Genomic DNA, 13,256 nt, shown 5'->3' with positions numbered 1-13,256 from the left:
AAAAATCGCCGGCGTGCGGTATCCTAAAAAAGCTGTCGAGGCTTCGGCCGCGCAGCATTCAGTACGTCTTCAGGGCGGGGTGTAATTCCCCACCGGCGGTATGTGGCGAGGCCTCGCGGCCGGACCATGAGCCCGCGAGCGCCCGCGCCGGCATCATGCGCGGGGTCAGCAGATCTGGTGAAATGCCAGAGCCGACGGTCACAGTCCGGATGAGAGAAGATGTGCAGATGGTCATGTCCGTTCCCCTTGGCGAGTCTTGCATCGCGCCGAACCGGACGACGCCGCGCCTTCGGGCGTGTCGCCGCGGGGTGTCGTTCTGTCTGTTTGCAATGCCCTGAAACGTTTTTCGCTTAATTTTCTCGCGAGAGCGTTTCACATGTCCCAGACCCAAGCCAGCAACAGCCTGTCGTTCGCCGCACCCTCCGTCGTCGCTGACGACGCCTTTGCCGATCTTTCCCAGCTCGCTTCGCTCGACGTTCCGCCGCGTATCGCCGCAGCGCTCGACGCCATGCGCGAAGGCCGCCCCGTCGTCTTGCAGGACGATGACGATCGCGAAAACGAAGCCGATCTGATCGTCGCCGCCGAGAAACTCACCGACGCCACCATGGCCCTTCTGATCCGCGAATGCAGCGGCATCGTGTGCCTGTGCCTGCCCGACGACCGAGTGCGCGCGCTCGAACTCCCGCCGATGGCCGCCGCCAACGGGAGCCGCTACGGCACCGCGTTCACGGTGTCGATCGAAGCGCGCGAAGGTGTGACGACGGGTGTATCGGCGGCGGATCGCGTGACGACGATTCGCGCGGCCATCGCCGATCATGCGAAGCCTGGCGATATCGTCCGGCCGGGCCACGTCTTCCCGCTGCGCGCGATGCCGGGCGGCGTGCTTGCACGGCGCGGCCATACGGAAGGCACCGTCGATCTGGCGATCCTCGCGGGACTCAAGCCCGCGGGCGTGCTGTGCGAACTGATGAACCCGGACGGCACGATGACGCGTGGCGAGCAAGTCGAGCGCTTCGCGCAGGAGCATCGCCTGCCGATGCTGACCATCGCCGAACTGGTCGCATTCCGCACGGCGCTCGCAGCGGCGCGCGAGACCGTGGAAGAAGCAGCCTGAGTCTCTACGCGCTCAGGACAGCACGTCGCCGAAATCCCCGCGCACGCCCGCGGCGACGAGCCCGGGAAGTTCGTCCATGTGCTCCATGATCCGTGTGATGCCGGTTTCGCGCAGCACCTGCGCGTAGCCGGACGGAATATGGCTCGCACCGACGAACGCGATGGTCTTCATGCCCGCCGCGCGCGCCGCCGTCAGCCCGGCGACGCTGTCTTCCACGACGAGACAGCGCTCGGGCGCGACATCGAGCGTGCGCGCCGCGAGCAGATAGACATCGGGATAAGGCTTCGGCCGTTCGACCTGCTGCGCACTGAACACGCGCGCGCCGACGACTTCGTCCAGGCCCGCGCGCCGCACCGAAGCGCGCACGCGCTCCAGACGGCTGTTCGACACCACCGCGACCGGCAAGCCGCAAGATTCGAGCGCCGCGCGCACGCCGGCGATCGGTCCGACCGAGCGGGCGAGTTCCACCGCGACGCGCGCCTCGATCGTGTTGACGAAATCCGGCGGCATCACGATACCGAACTTCGTCTCCAGATAGGTCAGGAAGCGCGAAGTCTGCTGCCCGAAAGCCGTCTTGACGGCCGGTTTGAAGTCGATGCCGGGAAACGTCTCGGTCAGGACGTCCAGCATCACGCGATCCGCGATGACTTCGCTATCGACGAGCACGCCGTCGCAATCGCAGATGAGATGATCGATCATGTTGGCTCGAATTACGTTGAGCCAACATGATAAGCGTTCAGCAAGCGTCGGCTGCTTTTACTTCGGATGTAATGCGCGGCGCATCCAGGCGCGCGGCGAACCACGTCACCGCGAGGGCCGCGAGCGCGACCGCCGCTGCCGCCCACGGGAGCGCATCGAGGCCGTGACCGTGCGTCAGCACCGCGCCGCCGAGCCACGCGCCGCCTGCATTGCCGACATTGAACGCGCCGATATTGAGCGTCGATGCGAGATTCGGCGCGTCCTTCGCCTTCTCGACCACGCGCGCCTGCAACGGCGGCACCGTCGCGAACGCCGCGATGCCCCACACGAAAATCGTGACGATCGCGCCGATCTGACTGTGGCTCGTCTTCGCGAACACGGCCATGATGATCGCGAGCGCGAACAGAATGCCCATCAGCGAAGGCATCAGCGCGCGGTCGGCGAGCTTGCCGCCGATCGTATTGCCGATCGTCAGCCCGACGCCGAACAGCACCAGAATCAGCGTGACGGCGCGCGGCGAGAAACCGCCGACCTGTTCGAGAATCGGCGCGATATACGTGAACACGACGAACACGCCGCCGAAACCGAGCACGGTCATCGAGAGCGCGAGCCAGACCTGGCCATCGCGCAGCACGCGCACTTCGCGTCCGAGTCCGCTGGGCGCGGCATCGTGACGATTCGGCACGAGCGCGGTCACGCCGAGCGCGGAAAGCACGCCCAGTCCCGCGACGATCCAGAACGTCGCGCGCCATCCCAGCTCCTGACCGATGAACGTCCCGAACGGCACGCCCAGCACGTTCGCGAGCGTGAGCCCGGTGAACATTAGCGCGATGGCGCTTGCGCGCTTGTCCGCCGGCACGAGCGACGCGGCCACGACCGCGCCGATGCCGAAGAACGAGCCGTGCGCGAACGACGTCACGACGCGCGCCGCCATCAGCAGGCCATAGTCCGGCGCGACCGCGCACAGCACATTGCCGACGATGAACACGAGCATGAGCCCTTGCAGCGCGAGCTTGCGCGGCAGCTTGCTCGTCAGCACGGCGAGCAGCGGCGCGCCGACTGCGACGCCGAGCGCGTAACCGGTGACGAGCAGGCCCGCTGACGGAATCGACACCGACAGATCGTGCGCGACGTTGGGCAGCAGGCCCATGATGACGAACTCCGTCGTGCCGATGGCGAACGCGCTGATCGCCAGCGCGAGAAGGGGAAGAGGCATGGTGGCTCCAGATCAGAATTGGGCGGTCACGAATTCGACGACCACGCCCGGGCCCAGCCGCACGAAGAGCTGAAGCTCGCGGGCGAGCGGCACTTCGGCGAACTGGTAGGCATAGCCGTGGCAATCGAGACGTTCGAGCAATGCGCGCCACTCGGCTTCGTCGTCGATGCGCAGCGCCAGATGGTCGATGCGCATTGCGCCCGGCCGTTCGGCGGAATGCGACTCCGCGACGCCCGAGGCGACCAGATGCACCGCCGGCCGCGCGCCGAGATAAAGCCAGTAGCCGCCGACGCCGAACGGTGGCCGTGGCCCGACTCGCATCCCGGCGATATCGACGAAGAAGCGCATGAACGCATCGCAGTCGGGCGCGACGAGGGTGACGTGATCGAGTTGCATGACGCGAATGCTCCGCAAAGGGTTAACGCTTAGGCGGCATTTTGCGGGCTATGCATCGCTTTGAGAATTGGTCTACGCTTTGAATCATTATCAAACTGGATTTGAAAATGACGATGGATCGGCTCGGCGACATGCGCCTTTTCGTGGAAGCGGCGGCGGCGGGCAGTCTGTCGGCGGCGGGGCGCAAGCTCGGACTGTCGCCGGCTGCGGCGAGCGCGCGGCTCATCAAGCTGGAAAAAGCGCTGCGCACGCGGCTTTTCGAGCGCACGACGCGCCAGTTGCGCGTCACCGACGAAGGCCGCCTGTATCTTCAGCACTGCCGCATCGCGCTGCAGGCGATCGACGACGCCGAAGCCGCGTTGCAGGCCGGCCAGAACGTCGTGCGCGGCAAGGTGCGCATCTCGGCGACGTCGAATTTCGGGCGCTCGATGCTGCGCGGCTGGATCGACGAATTCAGCGCGCTGCATCCGGACGTACGGTTTGCGCTCACGCTGTCGGATTCGGTGTCGAATCTGTTGCTGGAGGAGATTGATCTCGCGATTCGCTTCGGCGCGCCGCCCGACAGCGGACTCGCCGCTCGCGCGCTCGCACCGAACCGACGCGTGCTGTGCGCATCGCCCGAGTATCTCGCGCGCAAGGGCGTGCCCAGGACGCCCGCGGAGTTGATGGGTCACGATTTCGTCGTCGTGGTCACGGCAAGCGGGCCGCTCAACGAGCTCGATTTCGTGCGCGGCGACGAGCGCTACGCGTACACGATCCCGCTCGCGGACGCCTGGGAAACCAACGACGGCGCGATGACTCGCGCGTGGGCGCTCGCGGGCCACGGCATCGCGCATAAATCGATATGGGATATCGCCGCCGATGTGCGCGCCGGCACGCTGAAGATGGTGCTGCCCGACTGGTGCACGCATGAGGCCGCCGTGCACGCCCTCTTCCATGCGAACCGCTACATGGCGCCGCGCGTGCGCGTGCTGCTGGATTTTCTGGTCGGGCGTTTCGAGAAAACGACGCACGAATTGCTCGGCGATCTGGCGTATCCGCCCGAGCCGCGCCCATCGCGTCAGGAATGGCCGTCGGCGCTATAATATCGGGCTAAATTACAGCAAAAAGCGGGCAGATCGCTGTAGAAGTCCGCGAAACTCCTTCAATCCCCTTTACCAGCGCCCCCAGATCAACCACTGTGACCGGCGACGATTCATGACCAAGAAAGTTTATGTAAAGACCTTCGGCTGCCAGATGAACGAGTACGACTCCGACAAGATGGTCGACGTGCTCGGTGCAGCGGAAGGACTCGTCAAGACGGACACGCCCGAAGACGCGGACGTCATTCTCTTCAATACGTGCTCGGTGCGCGAAAAGGCCCAGGAGAAAGTGTTCTCCGATCTCGGCCGCGTGCGCGAGCTGAAGGAAGCGAACCCGAATCTGCTGATCGGCGTCGGCGGTTGCGTCGCGAGCCAGGAAGGCGCGTCGATCGTCGCGCGCGCGCCGTATGTCGATCTCGTGTTCGGTCCGCAGACGCTGCATCGCCTGCCCGCGATGATCGATCAGCGCCGCGCTACCGGCCGCGCGCAGGTCGACATCACGTTCCCGGAAATCGAGAAGTTCGATCACCTGCCGCCCGCGCGCGTCGATGGACCGAGCGCGTTCGTGTCGATCATGGAAGGCTGCTCAAAATATTGCAGCTATTGCGTCGTGCCCTACACGCGCGGCGAGGAAGTCTCGCGCCCGCTCGATGACGTGCTCACCGAGATCGCCGGCCTCGCCGATCAGGGCGTGCGCGAAGTCACGCTGCTCGGCCAGAACGTGAACGCCTATCGCGGCGCGCTGACCTTGGGCTCGCATGACATCGCGGATTTCGCGACGCTCATCGAGTACGTCGCGGAGGTGCCGGGTATCGAACGCATTCGCTATACGACCTCGCATCCGAAGGAATTCACGCAGCGCCTCATCGACACCTACGCGAAAGTGCCGAAGCTCGTCTCGCATCTGCATTTGCCGGTGCAGCACGGCTCGGACCGCATTCTGATGGCGATGAAGCGCGGCTATAGCGTGATCGAGTACAAGTCGGTCATCCGCAAACTCCGCGCGATTCGTCCGGATCTGTCGCTGTCGACGGACTTCATCGTCGGTTTCCCCGGCGAGACCGAGGACGATTTCAACAAGATGATGGCGCTCGTCGACGAGATGAGCTACGACACGAGCTTTTCGTTCATCTACAGCCCGCGCCCCGGCACGCCCGCAGCAAACCTGCACGACGATACGCCGCGCGAAGTGAAGCTCAAGCGTCTGCAACATTTGCAGGCGACCATCGAGGAAAACGTGCAGCGCATCAGCGCATCGATGGTCGGTAGAGTCGAGCGTATTCTGGTCGAGCGGCCCGCGCGCAAGGACCCGAACGAGCTTGCCGGGCGCACGCAGAACAACCGCGTCGTCAATTTCCCCGCGCCGGCCGAATCGCACGCGCGGCTGATCGGCCAGATGATCGACGTGAAGATCGTGCATGCGTATCCGCACTCGCTGCGCGGCGAACTCGTCATGGCGCCCGAGCTGACGCACTAAAGAAAGGAACTCAAGTTCACCTTGAAGAACGCTCCTACGCAGCATCTGGAATTCACCGCACCGCGCGAGGACAACGCGCGGCTCGCCAACCTCTGCGGCCCGCTCGACGAAAACCTGCGGCAGATCGAGCAGGCGCTCGACGTGACGCTTTCGCGGCGCGGCCACAAGATCGCGATTCGTGGCCGTGGCGCGAAAGTCGCGCTCGCGGCGCTCGAGAACTTCTACAACCGCGCGCGCGATCCGATTTCCGTCGACGACATTCAGCTTGCGCTCGTCGAGGCGCGCCATGCGACGCGCCGCGCGAGGGATGCGCGCGAAGCCAACGGCGAAGAAGGCGAAATCGATCCGCGTTTTCGTGGCGATCCGGATCATCCTTTCGATGAACCGAGCGCGACGATCGACCTCGGCGAAGACGAAGATCACGGTCCGAAGCTCTACACGCGGCGCGCCGATCTGCGCGGACGCACGCCCGCGCAGCGCGAGTATCTGAAGCAGATCATCGCGCACGACGTGACCTTCGGCATCGGGCCGGCGGGCACGGGCAAGACGTATCTCGCGGTCGCCTGCGCGGTCGATGCGCTCGAACGCGATCAGGTGAAGCGCATCGTGCTGACGCGGCCGGCCGTCGAAGCGGGCGAGCGGCTCGGCTTCCTGCCGGGCGATCTCGCGCAGAAGGTCGATCCGTATCTGCGTCCTCTGTATGACGCGCTTTACGATCTGCTCGGCTTCGACAAGACGGCGAAGATGTTTGAGCGCCAGATGATCGAGATCGCGCCGCTCGCGTACATGCGCGGGCGCACGCTGAATCACGCGTTCATCATTCTCGACGAGGCGCAGAACACCACGCCCGAGCAGATGAAGATGTTCCTCACGCGTATCGGCTTCGGCTCGAAGGCGGTCGTCACCGGCGACACCACGCAGGTCGATCTGCCGCGCGGCCACAAGAGCGGGCTGATCGAGGCGCAGCATGTGCTGTCGGAAGTGCGCGGCATCGCGATCACGCACTTCACGTCGGCGGATGTGGTGCGGCATCCGCTCGTCGCGCGCATCGTCGAGGCTTACGACGCGCAATCGCAGAAAGATGCGGCGATCGCCGAGGCCGCACGCGTCGCGCAACAATCGCAGCCAAAGCCCGAATGAAGCCGCGCCTCGCTTTGACGATGCAGTTCCCGGCGGCAAAAGCGTATCCGTCGCACAAGGCGATCCTGCCGCGCGCGACGGTCGCCCGCTGGATCAAGGCCGCGCTTTTCGCCGATGCCGAACTGACCGTGCGCTTCGTCGATGAGGAAGAAGGCCGGATGCTCAATCGCACGTATCGGCAGAAGGATTACGCGACGAACGTGCTCACGTTCGCCTACGCGGAAACCGAGGACGATCCCGTCGCGGGCGATCTGATTCTGTGCTGCCCGGTCGTCGAGCGCGAGGCGGACGAACAGGGCAAGCCGCTTGCCGCGCATTATGCGCATCTTATTGTCCACGGCACGCTGCATGCGCAGGGCTACGACCACGAAGTCGAAAGCGAAGCGCAAGAGATGGAATCCATCGAGACGGATATCATGCAGTCTCTGGGATTTTCCGATCCTTACGTGCCTTTGACCTGAAGCCGGTCGATGTCCTCGATGTTTTGAACGCGCCGTGAACGACAAGACGCCCGAACCCGCGCAACCCGCACTTTCCGAAGCCGACCCGACGCCCGCGCCCTGCCCGGACTATCCGCCCGCGCTCGGCGAATCCGCGCTGCTGACGGACGAGGAACTGGCCGCGTCGCGCGACGCGGCGCTCGTTCATTGGGACCGGACGTCGGATTTATGGCTCTTCGGTTACGGCTCGCTGATCTGGAACCCCGGCTTGCCGACGCTCGAAGCCGTGCGCGGCAAGGTGCATGGCTACCATCGCGGGCTCTATCTGTGGTCGCGCGTGAATCGCGGCACGCCGGAACAGCCTGGCCTCGTGCTGGCGCTCGATCGCGGCGGCTCGTGCACCGGCATGGCGTTCAGGCTCGCGGGCGCCGATGCGATCGAGCATCTTCAGGTGCTGTGGCGCCGCGAAATGGCGATGGCTTCGTATCGGCCCGCGTGGCTGCCCTGCACGCTCGCGGACGGACGGCGCGTCGAGGCGCTTGCGTTCGTGATGCGTCGCGATGCGACTTCCTATACCGGCAAACTCGCCGATCCGATCGTGCGCACCGTGCTCGGCTGCGCGAGCGGCCGTTACGGCACGACGCTGGATTACGTCAGCCGGACCGTCGAGGCGCTGCGCGAAAGCGGGATGCCGGATCGGGCGCTCGAAGCGTTGTTGAAGCGGTGTCAGGCGCAGGGGAATAAATGACGCGCGTGCTTTTTGCATACGTATGAATTTCTCGCTGCGCATCGTCCGTTCGGCTAACGCTCGCGGTCGGACATACTTTTCGCATAATTTTCCGTTAGGGTTTTGCTTCGAGGCAATCCAGAGGCACACGAACTTCGCATATTGCGAACTTCGCGTTTTGCGAATAAAGTAGATTCCGATTCGAGGCGCATGCGATGACCGAAGCGAGATCTGTAGAGGCGAGAAAGCGGGATGCGGGTGATTTCACGAAAAGTGCTCACGGAATTCATTGACAAACATCCTGCCGCGTCGAGTTCTCTCCTTGCGTGGTACAGATTGGCCGTCAAATGCCAGGCGGATGATTTGACCGGTTTGCGGAAAACCTTCAACACGGTCGACTATGTTCCGGCGCAGTACTACGTGTTCGATGTGGGCGGCAACAATTTTCGCGTGATCGCCGCAATCCACTTCAATCGGCAGATGTTGTTCGTCCGCCATGTGTTGACGCACAAACAGTACGATCAATGGACCGAAGCAAACCGACGTAAATGAAAGCTCGTAGCTCATCGGGAGGCGCTCCCGAATTCGCGAAGACGTGGATCGCGCTACAGGAACAGATTTTCCTCAAACCGATTCGCAACGACGATGACTATCGCAAGATGGTCGCGCTTGCCAACGAACTGGCCGATCACCTCGAAGGTGACGAAGGTCCGCTTGCAGACCTGTTTGGCGTGGTCACGGATCTCATCGAGGTATGGGAATCGCATCAGCCGGAACTGCCGAAGGCCGAGCCGAAAGACGTGCTGCGCTATCTGCTGGACACGCACGACCTCAAGCAGAAGGATCTCGCCGACATCGCTTCGCCGACCGTGATCAGCGACATCCTCGCCGGCCGACGCGCGATCAGCAAGAGCGTCGCGAAGGCATTGGCCGAACGATTCGGCACCGACGTCAGCGCTTTCGTGTGATCTCGACCCATCATGTCCGGACGTTTGCTGCACTCATCCAAATATGCCCGCCGCGCCACCCAGCCCGCGTTTTTCCTTGGTGTATGCTTAAACTTCCGCTAACCTGCGCCCGGGAACTCCCGGGCGCTCCGCTATGAACGAACCCTATCCCAGTCGACGCCACACCGACAAACCCGTGGAAAAGCGCTCTCTTCTCGAACGCCTGACCGATTTCATCTCGCACGAGCCCGAATCGCGCGACGAACTTCTTGAAGTGCTCCAGGACGCGCACGAGCGCAACCTGCTCGACGCCGATTCGCTCTCGATGATCGAAGGCGTCTTTCAGGTGTCCGATCTCTGCGCGCGCGACATCATGGTCCCGCGCGCACAGATGGACGCCATCAACATCGCGGAAACGCCCGCCGAATTCATCCCCTTCGTGCTCGACAAGGCGCACTCGCGCTATCCCGTGTACGAAGGCAATCGCGACAACATCATCGGCGTGCTGCTCGCGAAAGATCTGCTGCGCTACTACGCCGAAGAAGAATTCGACGTGCGCGGCATGCTGCGCCCCGCCGTTTTCATTCCCGAATCGAAGCGCCTGAACGTGCTGCTGCACGACTTTCGCGTGAACCGCAATCACATCGCGATCGTCGTCGACGAATACGGCGGCGTGGCGGGCCTCATCACGATCGAAGACGTGCTGGAGCAGATCGTCGGCGACATCGAGGACGAATACGATTTCGACGAAGAAGCCGGCAATATCATCGCGACGCCGGACGGCAAGTATCGCGTGCGCGCGCTGACCGGCATCGAACAATTCAACGAGGAATTCGGCACCGATTATTCCGACGATGAAGTCGATACCATCGGCGGCCTCGTCACGCATCGCTTCGGGCGCGTGCCGCATCGCGGCGAGAAGGTGCGCATCGACGATTTCGCGTTCGAGATCCTGCGCGGCGACGCCCGGCAGATTCACGTTCTTCTCGTGCGGCGCGTGCCGAACCTCGCGCAGCAACATCATCACGCGGGCGACGACGAAGACGAATTGCGCGACTGAGCGCATCGCGGGCGTCGGAACGAATCCGCGCCCGCATCTTCCCTTCGTACGCTTTCGTTTCATCTCGACCGTCATCAATGGCCGATTCATCGTTTCGCTCCATCTCCCGTCAACGCGACGCATCCGTCATCGCCGAGTCGCCGCGCGCTTTGCCCTTCTGGCATTACCTCGTCGCCGCCGTGCTCGGCGCCGTCAATACGCTCTCCTTCGCACCGACGCCGCACGGCGGCTGGATAGAGCTCGTCATCTTCGCGCTGTTTTTCGCGTGGCTCACGCGCACCGACAACTGGCGCAGCGCCGCCGCGACCGGCTGGGCGTTCGGCTTCGGCAACTTCGTGACCGGCGTGTGGTGGCTCTATGTGAGCATGCATGTCTACGGCGGCATGGCCGCACCGCTCGCCGCGGCCGCCGTCGCGCTGTTTTCGCTGTATCTCGCGATTTATCCGGCGCTGTCGAGCGTGGTTTGGTCGTTCGTCGCGGGCCGCGCGCGCTTCGGCGATGAAGACATCGCGACCGCACGCGACATCGATGCCTCGCAGCGCTTTGCGCCGACATGGCACGGGGCGTTTGCGTTCGCGAGCGCGTGGGCGCTCGGCGAATGGCTGCGCGGACTCGTGTTCACCGGCTTTCCCTGGCTCGCGAGCGGTTATGCGCAAGTCGACGGACCGCTCAAGGGCTTCGGCTCGATCGTCGGTGTATATGGTGTCGGCTGGGTGCTCGCGCTCGTCGCCGCGCTGATCGTGCAGGCGATCCATCACTTTCGCAAGTCGCGGCGGCTCGCCTACGCGCCGGGCATCGCGGCGATCGCGCTGATCGTCGCGGGCATGTTGCTGTCGTTCGTCCAATGGACGACGCCCGCCAATGCGCCGCTCGACGTGCGTCTCCTGCAAGGCAACGTGAAGCAGGAGATGAAGTTCGAACAGGCCGGCGTCGATGAATCGCTCGCGCTCTACCAGCGGCTCATCACCGAGAAACCGGCCGATCTGATCGTCACGCCGGAAACCGCGCTGCCCGTTTTGTCCGTGCAGATTCCTCAGGACTTCGCCGTCGCGATCCGCAACTTCGCGGACAACACGAACTCGTCGATTCTCTTCGGCGCGATCGGCGTCACGATTCTTCCGGACGGCCGCGCGACCGATTTCACCAACAGCCTCTTCGGGCTCACGCCGCACGTGAACGGCGTGTATCGCTACGACAAGCATCATCTCGTGCCCTTCGGCGAATTCGTGCCGCTCGGCTTTCACTGGTTCGTGCGCATGATGGGCATTCCGCTCGGCGATCTCGCACGTGGGCCGGTCGCGCAGAAAGCGTTCATCGTGCACAACCAGCCGGTCGCCGTCGACATCTGCTACGAGGACATCTTCGGCGAAGAGATCGCGCGCACGATCCGCGAGCAGGAAACGCCCGCGGGCATTCTCGTCAACTCGACGAATCTCGCGTGGTTCGGCAATACGATCGCGCTCGATCAGCATCTTCAGATCGCGCGCATGCGATCGATCGAAACCGGCCGGCCGATGCTGCGCGCTACCAACACCGGCATGACAGCGGTGATCGCGGCGAACGGCGATGTCGTGTCGAAGCTGCCGACCTTCACGACCGGCGTGCTCGAAGCGCACGTACAAGGAACCTCGGGCAGCACGCCGTATGTGACGAGCGGGAACATGACGGTGATCGCGATATCGCTGTTGTTGCTCGCGTTCGGGTTCGCGTTCGCGCCGAACCGGAAACGTCCGGGCACGCACTGAACATCGACTGAAACGCGGCCGCGTCGCACCGGGCGACGCGGCTCGCGCGGCCCGCCCTTCTCCCAAAAAGCCGCACCCGCCCTGCCGTTCGGCTAAAATTCTCCGTTTCAGCACTTTGGCCGAGCCTCCGAGTCGCGTCGTCACGACGATGGCCGCGCCGCGTCCGCCCCGCACAAGGCAATCATGCTCACATTCCAGCAAATCATTCTGACGCTGCAGTCCTACTGGAACGAGAAGGGCTGCGCGCTCCTCCAGCCGATCGACATGGAAGTCGGCGCGGGCACCTCGCACGTCCACACGTTCCTGCGCGCGATCGGCCCCGAGCCGTGGCGCGCGGCCTACGTTCAACCGTCGCGCCGCCCGAAGGACGGCCGCTATGGCGAGAACCCGAACCGCCTCCAGCACTACTATCAGTATCAGGTCGTGCTCAAGCCCGCGCCTGAAGACATCCTCGATCTGTACCTCGGCTCGCTCGAAGCGCTCGGCTTCGATCTGAAGCAGAACGACGTGCGCTTCGTCGAGGACGACTGGGAGAATCCGACGCTCGGCGCGTGGGGTCTCGGCTGGGAAGTGTGGCTCAACGGCATGGAAGTGACGCAGTTCACCTACTTCCAGCAGGCGGGCGGCATCGATTGCAAGCCGGTGCTGGGCGAAATCACCTACGGCCTCGAACGTCTCGCGATGTACCTGCAAAAGGTCGAGAACGTGTACGACCTCATCTGGACCGAATGGGAAGAAGACGGCCCGAACGGCCGCGTGCTGCGTCAACTGACTTATGGCGACGTGTATCACCAGAACGAAGTCGAGCAGTCCACATATAACTTCGAGCACGCGAACGTCGATCTGCTCTTCACGTTCTTCAAGAGCTACGAAGAAGAAGCGAAGAAGATGATCGATGCGAAGCTCGCGCTGCCCGCGTATGAACTCGTGCTGAAGGCAGGCCACACGTTCAATCTGCTCGATGCGCGCGGCGCCATTTCCGTGACGGAGCGCGCGGCGTACATCGGTCGCATCCGTGCGTTGTCGCGCCTCGTCGCGCAGGCTTACTACGATTCGCGCGAAGCGCTCGGCTTCCCGATGCTCGGCAACCCGGTGCGAGGCGATCGCGATCTCGTCACCGACGAGCAGGAAGCGCAGCGTCCCGCATGGGCGCCGCCGCTGAAACCGGAAAGCACGCCGCCGGGCGAACGCAGCAACAACGAACAGGTTTGAC

General features: G+C 63.8%; 14 protein-coding genes and 1 riboswitch. Of the genes, 11 read left to right on the top strand and 3 right to left on the bottom strand.

Annotated features, from left to right (window positions below; translation table 11 throughout):
- Positions 1 to 61: 61 nt before the first annotated feature.
- Positions 62 to 225: riboswitch (FMN riboswitch) on the top strand.
- 151 nt (positions 226 to 376) lie between these two features.
- Positions 377 to 1,114, top strand: a complete 738-nt coding sequence (gene ribB / locus QCE73_RS02385) for a 3,4-dihydroxy-2-butanone-4-phosphate synthase (RefSeq protein ID WP_309879622.1) — start codon at positions 377 to 379, stop codon at positions 1,112 to 1,114.
- A gap of 12 nt (positions 1,115 to 1,126) precedes the next feature.
- On the opposite strand, the gene QCE73_RS02380 is transcribed toward ribB, so the two are convergent.
- Genes QCE73_RS02380 through QCE73_RS02370 form a run of 3 tightly spaced genes read right to left on the bottom strand, consistent with a single transcriptional unit; the run spans position 1,127 to position 3,425 of the window.
- Entirely contained in the window at positions 1,127 to 1,813 is a 687-nt protein-coding gene (locus QCE73_RS02380; RefSeq protein WP_309879621.1) for an HAD family hydrolase, read from the bottom strand.
- 37 nt (positions 1,814 to 1,850) lie between these two features.
- A complete protein-coding gene (locus tag QCE73_RS02375; protein ID WP_309879620.1) occupies positions 1,851 to 3,029 on the bottom strand; it encodes an MFS transporter in 1,179 nt (392 codons plus the stop codon).
- A gap of 12 nt (positions 3,030 to 3,041) precedes the next feature.
- The gene (locus QCE73_RS02370) at positions 3,042 to 3,425 is read right to left on the bottom strand and encodes a VOC family protein (protein ID WP_309879619.1); all 384 of its coding nucleotides are present in this window, start codon (positions 3,423 to 3,425) and stop codon (positions 3,042 to 3,044) included.
- 113 nt (positions 3,426 to 3,538) lie between these two features.
- Between QCE73_RS02370 and QCE73_RS02365 the strand changes: the two genes are divergently transcribed.
- The 10 genes from QCE73_RS02365 (at position 3,539) to glyQ (ending at position 13,255) form a co-directional block, all read left to right on the top strand.
- Positions 3,539 to 4,510 carry a LysR substrate-binding domain-containing protein gene (locus tag QCE73_RS02365; RefSeq protein WP_404989759.1) on the top strand — a complete coding sequence of 324 codons (972 nt, stop codon included), beginning with the start codon at positions 3,539 to 3,541 and terminating at the stop codon, positions 4,508 to 4,510.
- Between the two features lie 112 nt (positions 4,511 to 4,622).
- The gene (gene miaB / locus QCE73_RS02360) at positions 4,623 to 5,984 is read left to right on the top strand and encodes a tRNA (N6-isopentenyl adenosine(37)-C2)-methylthiotransferase MiaB (protein WP_309879617.1); all 1,362 of its coding nucleotides are present in this window, start codon (positions 4,623 to 4,625) and stop codon (positions 5,982 to 5,984) included.
- Positions 5,985 to 6,005: 21 nt separating this feature from the next.
- The gene (locus QCE73_RS02355; protein WP_309879616.1) at positions 6,006 to 7,124 is read left to right on the top strand and encodes a PhoH family protein; all 1,119 of its coding nucleotides are present in this window, start codon (positions 6,006 to 6,008) and stop codon (positions 7,122 to 7,124) included.
- Positions 7,121 to 7,585, top strand: a complete 465-nt coding sequence (gene ybeY, locus QCE73_RS02350) for an rRNA maturation RNase YbeY (protein WP_309879615.1) — start codon at positions 7,121 to 7,123, stop codon at positions 7,583 to 7,585. Before QCE73_RS02355 ends, ybeY begins: the two co-directional genes overlap by 4 nt.
- A gap of 34 nt (positions 7,586 to 7,619) precedes the next feature.
- Positions 7,620 to 8,312: a gamma-glutamylcyclotransferase gene (locus QCE73_RS02345; RefSeq protein WP_309879614.1), complete on the top strand. Its 693-nt coding sequence runs from the start codon at positions 7,620 to 7,622 to the stop codon at positions 8,310 to 8,312.
- A gap of 231 nt (positions 8,313 to 8,543) precedes the next feature.
- Positions 8,544 to 8,843, top strand: coding sequence for a type II toxin-antitoxin system HigB family toxin (locus QCE73_RS02340; protein ID WP_309879613.1), 300 nt, complete (start codon positions 8,544 to 8,546; stop codon positions 8,841 to 8,843).
- Positions 8,840 to 9,259, top strand: a complete 420-nt coding sequence (locus QCE73_RS02335; RefSeq protein WP_309879612.1) for a helix-turn-helix domain-containing protein — start codon at positions 8,840 to 8,842, stop codon at positions 9,257 to 9,259. The genes QCE73_RS02340 and QCE73_RS02335 overlap by 4 nt, the downstream gene beginning before the upstream one ends.
- A 133-nt stretch (positions 9,260 to 9,392) precedes the next feature.
- Positions 9,393 to 10,298 carry an HlyC/CorC family transporter gene (locus QCE73_RS02330; RefSeq protein ID WP_035497772.1) on the top strand — a complete coding sequence of 302 codons (906 nt, stop codon included), beginning with the start codon at positions 9,393 to 9,395 and terminating at the stop codon, positions 10,296 to 10,298.
- A 77-nt stretch (positions 10,299 to 10,375) separates the two neighbouring features.
- Positions 10,376 to 12,043 carry an apolipoprotein N-acyltransferase gene (lnt, locus tag QCE73_RS02325; protein ID WP_309879611.1) on the top strand — a complete coding sequence of 556 codons (1,668 nt, stop codon included), beginning with the start codon at positions 10,376 to 10,378 and terminating at the stop codon, positions 12,041 to 12,043.
- 183 nt (positions 12,044 to 12,226) lie between these two features.
- Entirely contained in the window at positions 12,227 to 13,255 is a 1,029-nt protein-coding gene (glyQ, locus tag QCE73_RS02320) for a glycine--tRNA ligase subunit alpha (RefSeq protein WP_075583802.1), read from the top strand.
- The last annotated feature ends 1 nt before the right edge of the window (position 13,256 follow it).

The organism is Caballeronia sp. LZ029 (assembly GCF_031451275.1).
GTDB lineage: Bacteria > Pseudomonadota > Gammaproteobacteria > Burkholderiales > Burkholderiaceae > Caballeronia > Caballeronia jiangsuensis.
The sequence above is the reverse complement of the archived record's forward strand: the minus strand, read 5'-3'. Positions and strand labels throughout refer to the sequence as shown.

What these genes read in the sequence shown, in the direction of transcription:
- ribB (WP_309879622.1), top strand. Translation starts at nt 377, where the DNA reads ATGTCCCAGACCCAAGCCAGCAACAGCCTGTCGTTCGCCGCACCCTCC.
- QCE73_RS02380 (WP_309879621.1), bottom strand. Translation starts at nt 1,813, where the DNA reads ATGATCGATCATCTCATCTGCGATTGCGACGGCGTGCTCGTCGATAGC.
- QCE73_RS02375 (WP_309879620.1), bottom strand. Translation starts at nt 3,029, where the DNA reads ATGCCTCTTCCCCTTCTCGCGCTGGCGATCAGCGCGTTCGCCATCGGC.
- QCE73_RS02370 (WP_309879619.1), bottom strand. Translation starts at nt 3,425, where the DNA reads ATGCAACTCGATCACGTCACCCTCGTCGCGCCCGACTGCGATGCGTTC.
- QCE73_RS02365 (WP_404989759.1), top strand. Translation starts at nt 3,539, where the DNA reads ATGGATCGGCTCGGCGACATGCGCCTTTTCGTGGAAGCGGCGGCGGCG.
- miaB (WP_309879617.1), top strand. Translation starts at nt 4,623, where the DNA reads ATGACCAAGAAAGTTTATGTAAAGACCTTCGGCTGCCAGATGAACGAG.
- ybeY (WP_309879615.1), top strand. Translation starts at nt 7,121, where the DNA reads ATGAAGCCGCGCCTCGCTTTGACGATGCAGTTCCCGGCGGCAAAAGCG.
- QCE73_RS02340 (WP_309879613.1), top strand. Translation starts at nt 8,544, where the DNA reads ATGCGGGTGATTTCACGAAAAGTGCTCACGGAATTCATTGACAAACAT.
- QCE73_RS02335 (WP_309879612.1), top strand. Translation starts at nt 8,840, where the DNA reads ATGAAAGCTCGTAGCTCATCGGGAGGCGCTCCCGAATTCGCGAAGACG.
- QCE73_RS02330 (WP_035497772.1), top strand. Translation starts at nt 9,393, where the DNA reads ATGAACGAACCCTATCCCAGTCGACGCCACACCGACAAACCCGTGGAA.
- lnt (WP_309879611.1), top strand. Translation starts at nt 10,376, where the DNA reads ATGGCCGATTCATCGTTTCGCTCCATCTCCCGTCAACGCGACGCATCC.
- glyQ (WP_075583802.1), top strand. Translation starts at nt 12,227, where the DNA reads ATGCTCACATTCCAGCAAATCATTCTGACGCTGCAGTCCTACTGGAAC.